Genomic DNA, 18,400 nt, shown 5'->3' on the forward strand with positions numbered 1-18,400 from the left:
GGCTGTCGTACACTCCGACGATCATCGGCTTCACCGAATCTTTTCAGGAAGCCGACACCACAACCTGATCAGTGGGGGGCTTTTGTCTATCTCGCGCCCATTCGGTAGAGCGCGTCGGTCCCGGCTGCTCGCCTGCACCGCCCTGGCGGCGGCCGCGGGCATGTTCCTGAGCACGCCGGCCCTGGCCGCCGACAAGCCGTCGCAGGACGTCACCATCCCGACGCCCAAGGCTGCCGTGCCCAACGGGGAGCGCCCGCAGGCCGCCCCGCACGCGGCGCCGCACCTGCGCGCGGGCGTCAAGGCCGCCGGGGCGACCTTCGACGTCGACGGCGACAACATCGGCGACAACATCATGCGGCTCGACGACGGGACCACCCTCGTCTGGCTGAGCACCTCGAACAACTTCGAGCAGTACACCATCGACAGCGCCAACCCCGACGAGAGGCCGAAGGACATCCTCACGCCGGGGAACCTGGACGGCACGGGCGGCCCCGAGGTCCTGACGCTGTCCACGACCGGCACCCTGTCGCTGTACCACAGCGAGGGCGTCTCCGGCACGGGCTACAGCGCCTGGAACGGCCAGGGCTGGCAGATCTACAACAAGGTGTTCGCGCCCGGCGACGTGACCGGCGACGGCAAGCCCGACCTGCTCGCCCGCACCTACTCCGGCGACCTGTACCTGTACCAGGGGACGGGCAGCGACAGCTCCCCGTTCCGTGCGCGAGTCCTGGTCGGCGGCGGCTGGTCGATGTTCGACCAGCTGGTCGGCATGGGCGACATGAACAAGGACGGCATCGGCGACGTCGTCGCCCGCACGCCCTCCGGCGACCTGTACTTCTACGCCGGCCAGGGCAACGCCACCGCGCCGCTCGCCGCCCGGAAGAAGATCGGCAGCGGCTGGAACACGTACAACCAGCTCATCGCCGCCGACGACTGGAGCGGCGACGGCCAGGGCGACCTGCTCGGCCGCACCGCCTCCGGCGAGCTGTACTACTACGCGGCCGACGGTTCGGGGAACTTCCGCGCCCGGCAGTCGAACGGAAACGGCTTCGAGCCCGTCGAACTCTTCGCCGGCAGCGGGGCGAACCCCTTCTGGGGCAAGTCCTCGCTGATCGGCATGGACACCGGCGGCACGCTGTACTGGTACGGCGTGATGCACAACGGCCAGTTCGGCGCGCGCACCAAGATCAGCGACACCGGCGGCTGGGCGGGCGCCCGCATCGCGTACGCCTCCTCCCTCGACCCGGACGGGTACGCGGACCTGCTGGAGCAGTACGACGGGGTCCTGTACAACCACGGTTACGGGGCCGACGACTCCCTGGCCACCGGCTGGAGCAAGTACAACCTGTTCCTCGGCGCCGGTGACCTGAACGACGACGGCAAGGGCGACGTCCTCGGCCGGGACACCTCCGGCAACCTGTACCTGTTCCGCGGGAACGGCACCGGTGCGTCCCTCGCCTCGCCGCTCAAGATCGGCGGCGGCTGGAACGGCTACGACAAGATCGTCGGCGCGGGCGACCTCACCGGCGACGGCCGTGCCGACATCCTCGCGCGGACGCCCTCCGGCACGCTGTACCTCTACCGCGGTACGGGCAACAGCGCCTCGCCCTTCGCCTCCAAGGTGAAGATCGGCACCGGCTGGCAGCAGTACAACAAGCTGGCCTCGCCGGGCGACATCGACGGGGACAACCGCGCCGACCTGGTCGCGGTCAACTCCAAGGGTGAGCTGTACCGCTACTCCTCCACCGGTCAGGGTCAGTTCAAGACCCGGGCGAAGCTCGGCACCGGCTGGAACACGTACAAGAACCTGTACTGACGCACGGCGCGTACGCACAGGAAAGGGGCTCTCCCCGGCGGCATCGCCCGGGGGGAGCCCCCTTGTGTGTCCGCGTCCGGCCGGACGCCCCTCGCGGGAACCCCGGGGAACCGGAGTGACCGAGAAACGGAAGGGGGTCCGAGACCCGGAGGGGACTGAGCGACCGAGGGACCGAGGGACCGAAGGGACTGACATTCCAGGGCACCGCATGCAGTCATATGACCGATGCGTCCGGCTCTGCGGGGGGCGACGCTGGACCGAACAGCGCCGCACCGGTGCGCACCGTTCCCGTTCGGAGTCCCGCATGACCAGGTTCAACATGATCGACCTGACGGGCCGGCCGGCCGTCCGCCGTCCGTCGGCCCGGCCGCCCCTGCCCCGGCGCCGCCCCGCGACCGGCCACGAAGGCCCGTCCCGCCGACCCGCCCTCACCCTCGTCCCGGGCAGCGATCCCTACCGCAGCCCCGTCGAACTGCGCACCCTGGTCAGGTCGCCCATGCCCGAGGACGTGCGCGGGGCGCTGGTGACGGTGGTGCGCAAGGCGCCCGGCCGGTCGTTCCAGGTCCGCTGGAGCACGCTCGACGACCCCTCCCGCATCCCGCCGGGCCGCGTCCGCCTGTCCTGGACGCCCGCGGGGGAGGACCGGATGGACGTGAGCGCCCACCTCGGACTGCCGGGCGCCCAGGTCCTGCTGGCCCTCTGGCCGGCGCTGCGCGGCAACTGGTGCGACGTGGTCCGGCCGACCGTCGCCGAGGTGACGGAACTGCACGCGGCCCTCAGCCTGGCGAGCGCGGCCCTCGACCACCTGGTCCGCTGAACCGGCCACCCCCTTCCCCACCAACGCGTCCCCCCGGATCCGCCCCTGGCCCGGGGCGGCGGCGGCCCGTCCGGCGTCACCACGACGGCACTCCAGGACACATGAACAGCACACATACGGCACATCCGCGGCACACCGGCGGCACTTCACGGGCGCGCGGCGGCGCGGCGCGGCGTGTGCGGGCACGGTGCGACGAGGCCGGCGGCACGGTGCGTGCGCCGGTCCGGGGACACCTGGGGGGTGTCGCCGGGTCCACCCCTGATCCGGGGGCCAGACCGACGGCTTCCGGGCCGCTGCGCTGCCAGTCTTTCCCGTACCGGGGCGGTGAGGCACCCGGCACCGACCGAGGAGGACCACCGTGCAGGAGACCGTCGCCCGGCGCATGACCGCGCTCAGCGCCCTCGCCGCAGCCACCGCGTTCATCGTCGAGGTACCGCTGTACTTCGTCTACTCGGGGCCGCCCCCGGACTCCAACGTGCTGACCCGGCTCCTGACCGGGATCCTCGCGCTCGGCTGCCTGCTCGTCCTCGTGACGTCCCTGCGGGAACTGGTCAGGAGCGTGCGGCCGGACCTGGAGTGGGCCGGCGCCCTCGCGTTCACCGCCGGGGTCGCGTACACGGTGGTCACCCTGGTCTCCAGCGGCCTGGAGGCCGGGGCGGTGATCGAGGCCGACCGTCCGGTCGACCCCACCATCACGGTCAGCGGCACCTACGTCCTCTACGGTTCCGTCTCGCGCATGCTGATGGCCATGTTCCTGGCCGCCACCGCCTACGCGCTCTCCCGCACGGGCCTGCTGCCCCGCTGGATCCACCGCACGGCCTATGTCCTGGCCGGGGTGAACCTGGCCTTCGTGCCCTCGCTGTTCTTCGGCAACACCCCCGCGCACTTCTACGCTGCCAACGGCTGGGGGACGACCGCCCTGATGGGCGCCCTGTTCAGCTACTGGCTGCTCGCCCTGGGCATCGCCGCCCACCGCGGCACGCGCAAGCGCCTCGGCGGCGGCCAGAGCCGGCGCCCGCGCCCGTCCGGTGACCGGGGCGCCGGCTCTGGCCGCCGCCCCGCCGGGCCCGCCCCGCCGCCCGGGGCCGGGCACGGCGGGGCGGGCCGCCGTTCAGGCGTCCGCGTCCGGCCGGGGCCCGGCGTCCGCGAGGCGGTTCAGCCACTCGACGAGCAGGGTCCGCTCGGCGGGGGTGACGGCCTGGCGGTCGGTACGTCCGAGCGCCGCGCGCAGGGCCATCGCGGCCTTCGCCGTCTCGTCGGCGTCACCACTGCCGGCGTCACCGGAGCCGCTTGCCGCGCCCGCCTCACCGGAGCCGCTTGCCGCGCCGTCGGCCTCACCAGTTCCCCCGGCTCCCCCGCCTTCCCCGGTCCCTCCGGTGACGGCGCGGGCGGCGGACCGGGAGGGGGTGGCCGCCGCCGGGGAGGCGGTGGCGGCCGGGGTGCTGATGGCGGCCAGCACCATCTCGCGCGCGGCGTCCGCGGTCCGCAGGTCGCGCTGCTCGGGCGGCGCGCCGATCAGGGTGAGGATCGTGCCCACCCCCGCCGCGTGCACCAGGGCCGCCGCGCGCTCGATGCTCATGCGCAGCCGGCCTGCCGCGGCGACCCGGGTGACCATGCGCTGCAGCTCGGCGACGGCCTTCTGCCCGGCCCGCGGCACCCGTCCGGCGCGCGCCTGTCCGTACACCAGGGTGTAGTACGCCGGCCGGCTCAGTCCGAACCGGACGTGCAGGTCCCAGGCGGCGCGCAGGTCGTCGACCGGGTCGTCGCTCTCCGGGAGCCCGGCCTTGGCGCGCAGGTAGGTCTCGAAGCCGTACTCGCTCACCGCTTCCAGCAGGGCGTCCTTGTCCCCGAAGAGCCGGAAGATCGTCGGCGGCGCCACGGACGCGCGGGCCGCGACGGCGCGGGTGGACGTCGCGTCGAGTCCTTCCGAGACCAGCAGGCCGGCGGCGGCCTCGACGATCCTGCGCCGCATGGCAGCCGGTGCCGGCTCCGGTTCCGGTTCCGTCTTCTCGTCGTCCCGTTCCATGGACCAACGGTATCAATCTTTACGGACCACTGATTCGAACCGGTGATAACCTCCTGAGTGAATCAATGATCCAGGCGAGGAGCGAAGAGAGATGAGCGCAGTGAACTCCGGCGGGGAACCGGCGTACGACGTGATCGTCGTCGGCGGCGGCAGCGCCGGCTGTGTACTGGCCGCGCGGCTGTCCCAGGACGCGGACGTCCGCGTCCTGCTGCTGGAGGCGGGCCGCCCGGCCGCCGCCCTGCCGGACGCCGTGGCGCACCCTCCGGCCTGGCCCTCGCTGGCGGCGACGAGCGCCGGATGGGGTGACACCACGGTCGTCCAGGAGTCCTCCGGCGCCGCGGTCCCCCTGCCCCGGGGCCGCGGTCTCGGCGGCTCCTCGGCCATCAACGCCATGGTGTTCGCCCGCGGCCACCGCACCAGCTACGACACCTGGGGCGACCACGGCGCCAAGGGCTGGTCCTTCGACGACCTGCTGCCCTACTTCCGGCGCACCGAGACCGCCGTCAGCGGCGCCCCCGGCCGCGGTACGGACGGCCCCCTGACCGTCGGTCCCGCCGCCGAGCCCAACGAGGTCCTGCTCGCCTGCCTCACCGGCGCCGTCGAGGCCGGCCACCGCCGGGCCCACGACATCAGCGGCGGCCTGGAGGAGGGTTTCGCCCCCGTCGACCTCAACATCGTCGCCGGGCGCCGCCAGAGCGCGGCGGACGCCTACCTGGCACCGGCCCTGCACCGCCCCAACCTGCACGTCGTCACGGACGCGGTCGCCCACCGGCTGCTGTTCGACGGCCCGCGCTGCACGGGCGTCGAGTACGGCGTCGACGGCCGGGTCCACACGGCGGCCGCGGCCCGGGAGGTCGTGCTGACCGCGGGCACGATCGGCTCCGCCGCACTCCTGCTGCGCTCCGGCATCGGCCCCGAGGACGAGCTGCGGCGCGCCGGGGTGCCGGTCTTCCACCCCCTGCCGGGCGTGGGCCGCAACCTCCACGACCACCCGCGGGCCAACCTCGTCCACCGCACCCGCCGCCCGGTGCCCGCGGCGCGGTACAACCACGGCGAGATCATCGGCCTGCTGCGCAGCGCCCCCGAGCTGGACGGCCCGGACCTCCAGATCATCTTCATCGACATCGCGCTCCCCAACCCCGTGGCCCCGGTCGAGAACGGCTTCACCATCGGCGTCTCGCCCATGCGGCCGGCCAGCCGCGGCACCCTGCGGATCACCTCCGCCGACCCGTACGCGCCGCCGGTCCTGGACCCCGCCTACTTCACCGAGGAACAGGACGTCCGCGCGGTGGTGTCCGGTATCCGGACGGCCCGCCGGATCGTGGCCTCGCCGGCGCTCGCCGAGTGGGGCGCCGAAGAGGTGAGCCCGGGACCCGGCGCCCTGGACGGGCAGGCTCTGGGCGCCTACGCCCGCGGGTACTTCGGCTCCTACTGCCACCCGGTGGGCACCTGCGCCCTGGGCGAGGACGAGGTCTCGGTCGTCGACTCCGCACTGCGGGTCCGGGGACTGGACGGCCTGCGCGTGGCCGACGCCTCCGTCATCCCGTCGATCCCGTCCAACAACACCAACGCCACGGTCTGTGCCATCGCCGAGCGGGCGGCCGACCTGCTGCGTCACCCGTGAGGCGGGCGGCGCCCGCGGACACGTACCCGATCCGCCGCACGGGCGCCGCCTCCTGTGCCGCACGGCCGGGCCGCACCAGGGGGTGCGATCCCGGCCGTGCGGTGCCGGTGGGGGCAGTGGTGCCCCGTCCCGGGCCGGCTCTCAGGATCTCGTTGGATCCGGTGCCCCGGCCGTACATCTCGGCGGTGTCGAAGAAGGTGACGCCCAGCTCGTGGGCGCGGCGGAGGGCGGCGACGCCGGCCTCCTCGTCGGTGGGTCCGTAGGCCATCGTCAGGCCCATCGCGCCGTAGCCGATCGCCGAGACCTCGAGCCCTGGCTGCCCAGGGTCCGGTACTTCATGTGCGCTCCTGCGAGTGGGATGAAAGGTGCTGGGGAGACGCCGCGCCTCGCGCGTCCTGGCGCCGGATCGGACACGTCCGCCGGACGCGCTCGCCGGCGCGGCCCCGCCGACCGGCGGACTCCACCCGTGACCTGCCGGTCCGCGGTCGCTGTGCGCTCGTACGGGTGGGGCCGCCGGGGCGGTTGACGGACCGCTGGGTCAGTGCGCCGCGGCGGTCAGTCCGGCGCGGTGGATCCGCGTCTGCTCGGCGACGCGCCGGCCGAGGTGGCGGGCGGTGCTCAGGTCCGCGTCGTGGACCGCGGCGGTGTCGTTGAAGCTCTGCGCGCCGGCGCCGAGGTAGAAGCCGAGGCGGTTGTCGTCCTGGGGGCTGGACGTGGTGGTGTTCCAGCCCGGCAGGAGGTTCAGGCTCACCCAGAGCATCCCGTGCTGGGCCGCCAGGAGCGAGAGGTACTGCAGCGTGTGCATCTTGTCGCCGCTCATGGAGCCGGAGTTGGTGAATCCCGCAGCGAGCTTGTCGCTCCAGGCACGGGTGCTCCACCGCTTGCTGGTGGCCTCGGCGAAGGCGTGGAACGCCCCGGACGCGGTGCCCATGTAGGTGGGGGTGCCGAAGATGATGGCGTCCGCGGCGTCCAGCAGGTCCCAGTCGGCGTCGCCGAGGGAGGCGACGTCCACGCGGTGGACCCGCGTCCCGGCGACGGAGCGCGCGCCGTCCTCGACGGCCGCGGCGATCTGCGCGGTGTGGCCGTAGCCGGAATGCGAGGCGATGACGACGGAGATGTCGGACATGGATGTTCCTCTCCTGCCGCGAGGGCGGCGTGTGAGTGAGGGGGGCGTGTGAACCGGGGTGCCGGCGGACGACGAGCGGCCCCGCCACGACGGCGGACGGCGCTGTTCCACGAGTCGGGGACCGGCGGCCACGGCCCGGGTGCGGCGCACGTCCGGGTGTCGCGGACCGGCGCCGACCGGAACCAGACCGTATCACCGTTCCGGCTTTTTGGGTATCATCGTTAAGGCGGCGATACGCAAACTGCGATATCGTTGTTCCATGAACGAGGAACGACGTGCCGCACGCCGCCAGGTGCTGCAGGTGGCCGCCAAGCTCTTGGAGGAGGGCGGCAGCGAGGCGGTGTCCACGCGCGCCGTCGCCGCGGCCGCGGGCGTCACCGCCCCCGCGCTGTACCGGTTGTTCGGCGACAAGGACGGACTCCTGGCCGGCCTGGCCGCCTACGGGTTCGAGATGTACCTGGCCGAGAAACGCGAGGCCCTGGCGCTGACCCCCGACGACCCGGTGGCCGACCTCTACCGCGGCTGGGACCTGCACGTCGACTTCGGGGTGCGCCACCCCGCGTTCTACATGCTCATGTACGGCACCGTGCAGCCCGGGCGGCGGCCGCCCGCCGCGGACGAGGCGCACGCCCTGCTGGTGACACTGCTGCGCCGTGCGGCCGAGGCCGGGCGCCTGCGGGTCCCGGTGGCACAGGCGACCCACGTCATCCACGCCGCGACGACGGGCGCCACGCTGGCGCTGATCGGCGAAGCGCCCGCGCAGCGGGACCTGACCACTTCGGCACGGCTGCGGGACACCGTCCTCGCCTCCGTCACCACGGACCAGGCCGCCTCGTCCGGGTCCGACCTGGCCTCGCGCGCCCTCGCCCTCGACGCGGCACTGGAGACGGCGCTCACCACCGGGCGCCCGGCCTCGGACGCCGGGGTGCCCCTGAGCGCGACGGAGACGGCTCTGCTGCGCGAATGGCTGCAGCGGCTGGCAGGCTGAACCGGGCCGTGGCCCTCGCGCCACGCCGACGGCGCGGACCCGCGCCCGGCCCGGAGAAGACGACTGCTCGTCACGGAGGACGTCCCTGGCGGGCACCAGCCCGGCAGGCAAGGCACAGGGTCGTGGGACGCTACAAACCCGCCGCGAGTATCGCCGGTTGAGGCCCGAGCGAGGTAGCTGGTGGGACCGACCGTCACCCTCGCGGGTCACCAGCGCGTTTGAAGCCCGATGGCAGTGCGGCCGCGGGCCCACAGCTGCACTGACAACTTCACAAGTCATGGCGGGCAGCGCATCAGACGGTGGCCACATACCTGCAGTTACCTATAGTAGTGCTTTGTTAGGTTCTGGGTTGTCTGTGGCTGTTTCGGGGGCGGGGCAGGGGGCGTCCGCAGGCGGTGCAGGTATCGGTCCAGCACCTCAGTAGGTCCTGAAGGACGTCGAGGACCTGGTAGAGAGTCAAACCGGTGTGCGGACTTTGGGGTCGTGCCGCCTGAGGGTGAGGAACGCCTGGGCGGCGGTGAGGAGGGTGACGTGGTGGTGCCAGCCGCGCCAGGTACGGCCCTCGAAGTGGTCCAGTCCCAGTCCATGCTCGAACTCGCGATGATCGTGCTCGAACCGCCAGCGCATCTTGGCCCACCGCACCAGGTCAGCGGCTGTGTGGTGGCGGGCAGGTTCGAGATCGAGTAACCCGTCGAGGTCTCCTGGCCGTCCGGCCCGAGGAGCGTCTGGACAGGCAGGACATTGCCCCACCGGTTGCGGCCGCCGCTGGCCTCCACAGCTACGGCCAGGGACTGCTTGCCTGCAGGCCGTACTGTCAGCACCGCAAACCGTGAGGTCATCGCGCCTTTGCTGCCCTACCTCCCCGCTCCGCGCCCGCCTCCGCGGCAAGGACACAGACGGGTCGCGGTGGGAAGCGGTAGCGGGGCCGGATGAGTGGTCCGAACCCGCCATAGGCACACTGGTGAGGCTCGACATCCTCCGGGTGGGCGACCTCCTTCCCGTTCAGGGCCAGAACATGGGTCGGCCCTCGCTCCTCGAGGCCTAGCCGGAAGGAAGTGCTGACGCCGTAGCCGGCGTCGGCAACCACGACCGGCGCCTTCAACTGCCACCCGGCAAGCATGTCCAGGAGGCCGAACGCGAGACGCCACTTCTCCCGGTGGACCACGTCGTCGGGGACTCTGCCCCTGCGGCATCGGTCCGGCTCATCCGCCCACTCACGTGGCAGATACAACTGCCACTCCGACGGGCACGAGGCGGTATCGGTCGCGGCATGGACACTGACCGCGACCTGGCAGTTCGCGCGTTTGCCAACCGCTCCGCAGTACTGACGGGCCACCCGGACCGACGCCTTGCCGCACTTGGGGAACGACACGTCGCCGATCACCCACACCTCAGGGCGGATGTCCTCGCACAACCGCTCGGCGATCCGCCGCCTGACCGGTGACCAATCCCACGGCGGCAGGTTCACGACCTGCTGCAGAGCCTGCATGTTCCCGTCCGACAGCCGCTCCGCCATCGGCTGGATCGACTTCCGACGGCCGTCCAGCATCAGGCCCCGCAAGCAACACCCGCCCCATCGCCGTTGATCCCACCACGCAAACGACCCGAACACATCGGCAACGAACTCCGCTACTGAGCTTGTTGGCGTGGTGTCGTCAGGGTGAGGCCGGTTTCGGCGAGGCATCCGTCGATGAGGTTGCTGCGGTACTGGATCTGGCGGAGGCCATGCCGGAGGGTGCGTATCAGGTGGTCTGGGTCGGTGAAGGCGGTGTTGGCCTGGCTGGTGCGTCGTAGCAGTGACCAGAGGCCCTCGACCGGGTTGAGGTCGGGGGCGTAGGCCGGCAGGAAGTAGCAGGTGATCCAGTCGTGAGCGTCGATGAACGCTCTCAGCCGGGCGTCCTTGTGGACGTTCAGGTTGTCCCAGACGAGCACGATGGGGGCACCGAGCTGCTGGTGGGCGGCGATGAGCAGGTCGCGGTAATCGGTCCAGGTGAAACTGCGTCTGCCGCCCCGCTTGTGATCGACGTGCCGCTTGGGCCGGTAGATCAGGCGTGAGCGTTCGCCCGGCTTGTAGCAGGCCAGGGCCGCGATGGAGAAGCGGCGCTGGGAGCGTCCCCGCACGCGGATGAGGGGTGTGTGACCGCGCTGGGCCCAGGTTCGCGTGGTGGGCGGCGTCATCGAGAAGCCGGCTTCGTCTTCGAAGCACAGCCAGGCCCCGAGCGCCGCCGCGGTGTTTCCACGTGGGGCCAGGTCTCCTTCACCCAGCCGGTGACGGCTTCTTCGTTGCGCTCCACAGCGCGGCGGGCGGGGACCTGGTGGCTGAAGCCGTGCCGGTGCAGCATCTTCGCGATGGCCGAGAGGGACATGCTCTTGTGGAACCGGCGCCCGATCAGCGTCTTGATCCGCGTCAGCGTCCAGATCTGGTCCGGCCAGCCGTGTGCGACCGGGCCCCTGGCCAGCTCCTGCTCCAGTACCGCGAACAGCTGCTCGCTCAGTTTGGGCAGCGACACCGGACCCATCGAGCGAAGACCGCCCGCGCCTGCGTCCTGCCAGACCAGGCGCCACCGCTGAACGGAGCGCACGCTCACCCGTAAGTCCTTGGCGACCTCGGCGTTGGAGGCGCCGGCGCCGAACCGTTCGGCGGCCTCCATCCGGATCCGCTCACGAAACGCCTGCCGTTCAGGCGTCAGCCCACCACCCTGCGGATACCTCATACAACCGGCATACCGCGACGATCACACCCCGTCAGCCCCCAACGACAACACGCCAACAAACTCAGTAACTCACCACGGAACCGTTCCACCTCCCCCAACCTCATACCAGAGAAGATGCCCGCCACCAGAAAAGCTCACCCCCACGTAATGAAGCACTAATAGAAGGTGTGACATCACGGTTTCATCCTCGTCAAAATACCCCGGATAGCCTCATCCGTTGCCACCCGAGCACGACCGTACACATTGGCCCAATCTTCCGGCATGCCACGCACAGCTTGCTCTGTTATGAGATTCAATACGAAGTACAGTGGCTTGAGGACATGTTTGCCGATCGGTCTTCCGGTGAGCACGTGCAGCGTCAAATCGTGCGAGATCAACTCTCTTTGCATGCCCGTAATTATGGGAATATGCTTCCCCTTTCCCGATGGCCGGAAAAGCCCGTCAAGATGATCGAACGCATCACTCAATTTACCGATCAGCGGATCTCCGTAAATCTTCATTGCGAGCAACCGATCGCGATGAGAAGGAATCACTTCCGAAAACCTCGACCTCCGCTGGTAGGAGGATGTCGATGCGCTTTCGAGTATGCCAAGAGCTTCCTCGAATTGCTCCGAAGTGAATACCTGTCTGAAATTTCGCGACGCCATGACACTTGGGTCTGTAGAGAAGAATCTCAATTCCAACAGGGCCAGAGGGTAATTAATCCTTCCCTGATTAGTGTCGGGCGTGTTGTACCCCTGCATCCCCAACGCTTCCCACTGACTCACGTTCCGGCGGTGCTTATTTCCCAGGATTCCTGTCATCAAGTAGTCACCATACGTAGAATCCGAACTTATTTTTTGCGCCAAGTCAAACTCGGAACCATCGGAGCGACTTCCTGCGGCGGCTTCATGCCAGTTCACTACTCGGTTAACCTCGCGTACAAAAGTTTCAGAAATGAACCCCACTGAATTTTGCATAAATCTTTTCACAGGGTCGCTCAGAGTTGCATGGAGTTCGTTGAAATCCGTTCGAGAAACTATAGGAAGTGCGTTTTTCGAGAGCCCGCCTCCATCGTATTCGTCGGATATAAAGCGACCACTCACGTGATTAAAAACCAGCCAAATATACCCGTGCAGCTCTTCCACTCCAGGAAATCCGTGCATAAATGAGACGCTTCCTGGGGTTATTCTTGCTGCGTTCAGTTCGGGAAGCTGGTGGGCTATGTATCGTGCCGTAACTCGATCAGCGAAAGATCTTCCTGTATTCACCAGGGGGCTGTATTCGGAGAGATTGTCATACACGTTAAGAGAGTTGAGCAATGACGTGAGGCCGGCCGCAGGAGCACCCACAGTGAAGTGAACGAGAGCTCGGTCTTCTCCGTCGCTCACGGTATCAGTGATGTACGAATTTACACCTGAGCCTATGAGGTGCCATCCGACTTCCCGAAGGTGCTGCAAAGATTTCTTTGATTTCAATATCTCAATAGTCCTCCGATACAAAAGGATCCCATCGTTTTGTGACATTCGCCCCGTGTCCCCTGGAACTGCCGCCATAGGCGACATCACGATCTCTGGAACAGCGTGCATTTCTCGGTAAAATGCACTGTTTTCACTCGGATTGGATTCTATGCAAAGTGCACCGTTTTGGCGATTGCGATAAAAGGACGCAAAGTCGACAACGATTTTTGACCCTGTAGCCGGGTGTATAGCCAGTTCCTCTCCGTAGGAGAAGCGAGAACCGTCCCGCCTTGCTATCGGGTACTGCAGCTCTGCCTCCAGGCCGATAGCTCCGTAGCGACGGTCACGCGCGGGATCTGTGAGCGCGTTCACAGTTGAAGTCGAACCTTGAAAAGGAAAAGGGTCAATCACGGCACGAGCGGAAGAGTCGACAATAACAGCGCGGGCATCAAAAGGCGGTGGAAATACGGAAAGCAGCCCTCCCATTACCGCATCTCGATCACGCGTGTTATCGTCTCCAGACATCTCAAGAGAGGGTATGCTTATCAATTCTTTCCCGTCACCTCGCGACGGATCGATCCAGACCACTTCAACAGAACTCTTTCCCTGATTTCTAATGCTTTTCCGATTTGGCACGAGCTCTTCCATCTCCGCTCGACGAGGCAAAGCATAAGCTACCCATGCGTGCCCCAAGCCGTGAGATCGGCGAGTCAGAATGAAAGCCGCGCTCCCGGGGCCGATAAATTCCAGGGCAGAAACGACTTCTTCCCACGACTGAACGGACTTCCACCCTGCATGGGCGATCTGCGTCTCCAGCGGCCGCACGCCCACCCTACTGTCATCATTTACGAATGGAGACACTATCCCTTCAGGAAACAAATGTTCCTTTAGCTCTAGCACATTTCTCCAGCAGGTTTCAACTGGCTCTGGATCAGTCACGCCCTTCCTGTCATTTTTTGATTGAATCTTCTCACGCAGCACCGAAATTATCTGTCGCAGCTGCAGAACATCGAGAATTCTGGTTTGCCGACTTCCCGAAACCGTACGCAACTGCTTTTTCAGGTCGTACCTTGCGGCAGCGTCTTCTCCGTTTACTTTCCACCCCTTCTTTATATCCTCTGTTTCTTCGCTGGATTCATCTGTCGACGAAATAACTCTGCGGAGTCCTGGATCGAATCTCTCATGATTTGAGTCCCCGGTAACTGAAGATGGAATCGGGAGTACTCTTCCCGTTTGAGTGAGTTCCTCAATGGTCCCGTCCACGCTGATTTCATAGTTAATTTCTTCGGCTTCTGCCGAGGGTGCAGTCTCGAAAAGTGGTTCCTTTCGAACCGGGACGAGATCGACAGGAGCGGCTGAAAGGTTCTCCCGCGCGGTTTCCAAATTCGCGGCGATGCGGGACTGTGGTGGGATGCTACTTTCGGGAGGAGTTCTCCGGTGAGCTCTGTGGTCCGTTATGCTTCGGCCGGTCAGGATTGCAATGTGTCTATCGGTAAGATTTTTGGTCAGCTCGGGAATGCTCAAATACCGGTTGATTCCGGATTCCATGACGTCCTCAGTACGCGCGGCATAGACCTGCACCGAGGGGGTGGAGAGGGAAGGCTGCGGACTAGATTGTGACCGATGCGCCCGGAGGGTCCTGCATGCCTCGGCAAGCTTGCCCTCAAATGAGGGGTTGTCACTGGAAGTGGCTGCTTTCCATATCAGGGCGACTTCTGCCTGGTCCTGAATGGGATTGAGGCCGTAGTGGTCCAAGGTACGCCGACGGATCTCGGCTCGTATATCGTCGTCGGAGCGGTTGAGCTGTCGGCCGATTGCCATGCGGCCGCTGGCGTCCGCAGCATTCACGAGTTCGGCTGTGAGCCTGTCTGCCGCTCTGCTGAACAGACGGTTGGCGTCCGCCCACACCCGGAGCAACTTCTGCTGGTTCCAGCCACCGAGCAAAGCAAGCCAGTTCGCATCATCTTCCATAAATTCGTCCGCGAGCCGCCTCACATCCTCCTCTGACAGACCAACGGGTGCCTCATGGCCGTCTGCGACCGAAGTGACGACATGGTCCTGGTCACGAGACACATCTCTCGCGATATGCTCGAGACGGGCCCTGCCTACAACCTCAACCCCGCCCGTAGGCCCGTCCGCCGTCCGGGCCTGCCCCATGGCCTCATCTGAATCCATAGATTCGTCCATACCTTTGTCGGCACCTGTGGGCGACTCCACGCTCTCGTCGACATCCATTGCCTCGTCCACATTTATGGCGATGGTCCCATGCGGCGTGGGAGCGGCTGACTCAGGTCCGGCTGCCGTCTCCCCGGAAGGCCTGCCACTCGCTGTACTTGGACCTGATTCAAAACCGACACGGATAACCATGTCGAGCGGGGACTCATTCGGCAGTGGTTGCAAAAAGAAGAAGCGTTTCCCGCCTTTATTTTCAAACCTCAAAGGAAATCCGCGAGCCTCCAGATAATTTCTTAGTTGCAGATTTGCATCATTGTCAATATACCCCTGCCGAACTGAACTGCGAAAGAATTGCTTTATGCGCTTCGGTACCGCGACTTCGGCGTTGTTTGCACTGCTGAAAAAATCTTCAATCTCTTGAGTCCGGAGAGCGGAGTTCAATGACCATGCGAGGAACCATTTATCACCCCTCTTTTCTACGTGCGCATGAGGCTGCAGTATTTCTATGGATCGCACTGAGAAACGATTTCGACCCCGCTCTCTTGCAGAGTCGAGAATTTTACCAATATGTATGGTGCGGGGGGCAGAAGCTACTGCGTTGCTCGACCCTGCCACGCCTGCTTTCCCTGGAATTCTCACCTTGTCACTGCGCTTCGGGGGGAATGAATGGGGCTCCTGGTCGGTTTCGGAGTGACCGTTGAACCAGATTTCCAAAGCTTCTTCCAAGTCTTCTTCTGATACCGGTGCGATGCCTGCGTCGAGGAGTCCTGTGGTGTGTCGTCCGTCGAGGAGGATGTTGGAGATGATGAGGGCTTGCGTGCGTATGTTCTGGGTTTTTTCGTCGGGGGTGAGCCGGGCATAGGTCCTCTGGATCGCGTCATGACTTTCTCCCCATGCGTCGGGGATCATACGGGCCGTGGTGGCAAGAAGGTCTTCCGCGATATCAGGGTGCTCGCGAGTGAGAATTTTCCACGCGTCGTAAGGGGTGGTGATCTGGCCGACGACAACAACAGTGTCTGTTTTCTGAGCAGGGATGCTGGTGTCGGGGTTGCGGCTGGAGGGTTGTGGGGGCTGCTGAGCGACGGGGCGGTAGTGCTGTTGTGTGTCGCCGGAGGGCCTGTTGTGCCGTTCGGGATAGGCGGAAGCGTTTGTCCGTGGTGAGAAAAGCTCCGCCGTGGCGGGGGGTGCCGGCGCTGGCTGAGTGGCTGGGATGGTAGGGGAATGTGCCTGGCTGTCCTGGCTGTGGGTGCGGATGGGGTGGTCGGGTGCCGCCGTGGTGTGTGTGCCGGCGGCGTGCTCCGGGGTGGGTGTCCCGGATGCGGGTGTGTGGGGGGCGGCGGGGCCGGTGTCGAGGGTGGTTCGTATGTGGTCGCGGAAGGCGGTGAGACCGGCGGCTGCCTGCGGCCAGTCGCGGCGGGCCACCGCTCGGTCGGCGCCGGCCAGCAGCCGGCGCTGTTCAGCCGGTGTGATGCCCGCTTCGCCGGCGAGCTGCCGCAGGTGCTCCATCGCCTGGAAGGCGGCCGCGGGGCGCTCCAGGATCAGGCGTGCCCGGTCGGCGTCGTCGGTGTCGTGCCGGGTCAGTTCCTCGGGCGCCTGCCAGCGGTGCAGCGACTCTTCCAGCCGGGCCCGCTGACCGGCCCCGAGGGGAGGGCGGCCGGCGCCGGACTCGGTGGCCAGGCGCGGGGCGGGGGAGGAGGACTGGTCGCCGCTCGTCCGTGCCGGGTCGGGCGTGGTGTGGCCGACGGTGAGCCGCTCGGGGATGTCCAGGCGGACCTGGCCCGACCGGGGGAACTGGGGGGCCGGGGACAGGGGTGTGGTGGTGTTCTGGCCGGTGGTGGGCAGCATGTTTCCCGGCGGCAGGGTGGTTTCGCCGGGGCGGGGGGTGCTCCGGTAGGACGGGGCCGGGGTGGAGCCGCCCTGCGGGGAGCCGCCGTCACCGGGCAGAGCGCCGCCGCCCCCGGCGGGCCCGTCCCCGCTGGGTGTGGTGTTGATCTGCGTGAGGTCGAGGCCGGTGAGGGAGGGTTTGTGCTGGGGCAGGTCGAAGCCGAGGCGGCCCTTGATCCAGTGGCCGAGCTTGGCCGCGCCGATGTGGCCGACCGCGCTGCCGAACGCGGCGCCCGCACCGCCGGCGGTGGTCATCCAGGAGGTGGTGAACTTGCCCTGCTCGTTCAGGTTGAAGAAGCCCTCCGACAGGTTCATCGCACCGGCCTGGAGCCCGGCCTCCGGGAAGGCCCGTACGAACTTCATCCACGACGGCGACGGCAGCGCCCCGGCCAGTTCGTGCGAGAGCGCGTTGCGCACGCCGCCCATGCCGGACGGCATCCAGTGCAGCGTGCCCTCCAGCTCCCGGCCCAGCGCCTTGGGACCGCGGCCCGCGTGCGCCATGAAGGTGTCCGCCCACAGCCGGCCCGCCTCCCGCGCCTGGCGCCAGCCCAGCCGCTCGCCGAAGGCCCGCGCGAACTGATCGCCCACCGCGTTGCGGAACGTCTGCCGCCCCGCGCGCCCCACCACCTCGTTCTGCAGGCGCACGGCCATCGGGACCGTCAGACGCCCGATCTCGCGCCCGAACCAGTTGCCGCTCACCAGCTCGCGGTTGAGCGGATCGTTCCACAACTCGCGCAGCGCCTTCTCGTCGAAGGACTTCGCAGGACCGAGGAGGGCCTGCTTCCCGCCCAGGGCCGCCTTCCCCCCGCCGACGGCCGCCTTCTGGCCGCCCAGGGCCGCCTTTCCCCCGCCCACAAGGGCGCTGTCGCCGCCCGCGGCGGCCGTCTTGCCGCCACTGCGTGCCGGGGTCGCGGTGGGACCGTGCAGGCTCTCCCCGATGATCTGCTGGATGTTCTTGACCGCCTTCGGCCCGAAGAAGGGCAGCTTCCCGATGCCCTTGCCGATCGGTCCCATCACGAACGGCACCAGCGAGGACACCGCGCCCTGGATGGCGCCGAACTTCAGCGACTGGTCACGGTACTCGTCCCCGTGGGCCGTGTGCTTGCCCTGCGCCGCCAAAACCCACCGGGTCAGACCGTCCAGGGCCGCGGCGAGCACGACGTTCATCGTCATGATGGACGCGGTCTGCGCCGCGGTGCGGGCCAGGAACTGCGTCAGCTCCGTCGTGAACAGCTCTCTGAAGAACGTGTCCAGAGCCAGTTTCTCGAACGCCGCCTGGATCGGGTTGAAGACCTCCAGGACGGCGATGAGAGCCAGCTCCGCGAAGAACAGGACCACCTGCTCCACGATCATCATGTTCGTGTAGTCGAGCTGGTAGGCGAACTCGTTGCCGGCGTCCGCCAGCTGCAGCGCGGTGTCCTTCAACCCCTTCACATAGTCGGAGCCGTCCCCCGAGGTGAGCTGCGAGACCGCCTGCGCGTACGCCTGCATCGCCTCACCCTGCGCCCCCTTGACCGTGGCACCGGTGATGTCCCCGAGCGCGCCCTCCAGACCGGTCAGGAAGCGTGCGAGCTCCAGGTGCGGGACCACGATCTCCGCCCGCACCCGCTCCGCGGAGCCCTCGGGGATCGACATCCCCGACAGCGCGATCACCAGACCATTGACCACCGGGTCCACAGCCACCGAAAACCCCCCGCAAGCACATCCATAAGACTAAATACGCCACGCGCAAGGTACATCCTGCAACCGCACATCATGAGGGCAGGAACCCCTTGACCCCAACACGTGACT

At 67.4% G+C, this 18,400-nt stretch carries 9 protein-coding genes and 2 pseudogenes; 5 read left to right on the forward strand and 6 right to left on the reverse strand.

Features of this window, described 5'->3' with window-relative positions; genetic code table 11:
• Nucleotides 1-160: 160 nt before the first annotated feature.
• From AC6I72_RS35970 to AC6I72_RS35980, 3 genes and pseudogenes are all read left to right on the forward strand, one after another.
• Complete coding sequence (locus AC6I72_RS35970) at nucleotides 161-1,816, forward strand: FG-GAP repeat domain-containing protein (RefSeq protein ID WP_498005806.1); 1,656 nt, start codon at nucleotides 161-163, stop codon at nucleotides 1,814-1,816.
• 304 nt (nucleotides 1,817-2,120) lie between these two features.
• The gene (locus AC6I72_RS35975; protein ID WP_498005808.1) at nucleotides 2,121-2,633 is read left to right on the forward strand and encodes a hypothetical protein; all 513 of its coding nucleotides are present in this window, start codon (nucleotides 2,121-2,123) and stop codon (nucleotides 2,631-2,633) included.
• A gap of 358 nt (nucleotides 2,634-2,991) precedes the next feature.
• Nucleotides 2,992-3,651 (forward strand): annotated as a pseudogene (locus tag AC6I72_RS35980) (hypothetical protein); the annotation flags it as partial.
• Nucleotides 3,652-3,744: 93 nt separating this feature from the next.
• Here AC6I72_RS35980 and AC6I72_RS35985 read toward each other — a convergent pair.
• Nucleotides 3,745-4,659 (reverse strand): TetR/AcrR family transcriptional regulator, encoded by a 915-nt coding sequence (locus tag AC6I72_RS35985; protein ID WP_498005810.1) that lies wholly within the window; start codon nucleotides 4,657-4,659, stop codon nucleotides 3,745-3,747.
• Nucleotides 4,660-4,750: 91 nt separating this feature from the next.
• Here AC6I72_RS35985 and AC6I72_RS35990 point away from each other — a divergent pair, with 91 nt between their 5' ends.
• Nucleotides 4,751-6,283 (forward strand): GMC family oxidoreductase, encoded by a 1,533-nt coding sequence (locus AC6I72_RS35990; protein WP_498005811.1) that lies wholly within the window; start codon nucleotides 4,751-4,753, stop codon nucleotides 6,281-6,283.
• Here AC6I72_RS35990 and AC6I72_RS35995 read toward each other — a convergent pair.
• Nucleotides 6,198-6,563 (reverse strand): aldo/keto reductase, encoded by a 366-nt coding sequence (locus tag AC6I72_RS35995; RefSeq protein ID WP_498005812.1) that lies wholly within the window; start codon nucleotides 6,561-6,563, stop codon nucleotides 6,198-6,200. The two genes, AC6I72_RS35990 and AC6I72_RS35995, sit on opposite strands and share 86 nt — an antisense overlap.
• A 258-nt stretch (nucleotides 6,564-6,821) precedes the next feature.
• On the reverse strand, nucleotides 6,822-7,409 hold the full coding sequence (locus AC6I72_RS36000) for a flavodoxin family protein (protein ID WP_498005814.1): 588 nt from the start codon (nucleotides 7,407-7,409) through the stop codon (nucleotides 6,822-6,824).
• Nucleotides 7,410-7,668: 259 nt separating this feature from the next.
• On the opposite strand from AC6I72_RS36000, the gene AC6I72_RS36005 reads away from it, so the two are divergent.
• On the forward strand, nucleotides 7,669-8,397 hold the full coding sequence (locus AC6I72_RS36005) for a TetR/AcrR family transcriptional regulator (RefSeq protein WP_498005815.1): 729 nt from the start codon (nucleotides 7,669-7,671) through the stop codon (nucleotides 8,395-8,397).
• Between the two features lie 456 nt (nucleotides 8,398-8,853).
• Here the strand turns inward: AC6I72_RS36005 and AC6I72_RS36010 are convergent.
• From AC6I72_RS36010 to AC6I72_RS36020, 3 genes and pseudogenes are all read right to left on the reverse strand, one after another.
• A pseudogene (locus AC6I72_RS36010) lies at nucleotides 8,854-10,081 on the reverse strand (IS701 family transposase).
• Nucleotides 10,027-11,111, reverse strand: a protein-coding gene (locus AC6I72_RS36015; RefSeq protein WP_498005817.1) for an IS630 family transposase whose coding sequence is annotated in 2 segments (ribosomal slippage) — nucleotides 10,027-10,586 and nucleotides 10,586-11,111 — 1,086 coding nt in all. Because the reading frame shifts where the segments join, the coding sequence is not laid out codon by codon here. The pseudogene AC6I72_RS36010 and the gene AC6I72_RS36015 overlap by 55 nt, the downstream one beginning before the upstream one ends.
• Nucleotides 11,112-11,284: 173 nt before the next feature.
• Entirely contained in the window at nucleotides 11,285-18,292 is a 7,008-nt protein-coding gene (locus AC6I72_RS36020; protein WP_498005818.1) for a hypothetical protein, read from the reverse strand.
• Nucleotides 18,293-18,400 lie beyond the last annotated feature (108 nt).

The sequence above is a fragment of the Streptomyces sp. Xyl84 genome, assembly GCF_059731885.1.

Bases quoted from the DNA above. Each gene is read 5' to 3' on its own strand.
- AC6I72_RS35975 (WP_498005808.1), top strand. From the start codon at position 2,121: ATGACCAGGTTCAACATGATCGACCTGACGGGCCGGCCGGCCGTCCGC.
- AC6I72_RS36005 (WP_498005815.1), top strand. From the start codon at position 7,669: ATGAACGAGGAACGACGTGCCGCACGCCGCCAGGTGCTGCAGGTGGCC.
- AC6I72_RS36000 (WP_498005814.1), bottom strand. From the start codon at position 7,409: ATGTCCGACATCTCCGTCGTCATCGCCTCGCATTCCGGCTACGGCCAC.
- AC6I72_RS35995 (WP_498005812.1), bottom strand. From the start codon at position 6,563: ATGGGCCTGACGATGGCCTACGGACCCACCGACGAGGAGGCCGGCGTC.
- AC6I72_RS35970 (WP_498005806.1), top strand. From the start codon at position 161: ATGTTCCTGAGCACGCCGGCCCTGGCCGCCGACAAGCCGTCGCAGGAC.
- AC6I72_RS35985 (WP_498005810.1), bottom strand. From the start codon at position 4,659: ATGGAACGGGACGACGAGAAGACGGAACCGGAACCGGAGCCGGCACCG.
- AC6I72_RS35990 (WP_498005811.1), top strand. From the start codon at position 4,751: ATGAGCGCAGTGAACTCCGGCGGGGAACCGGCGTACGACGTGATCGTC.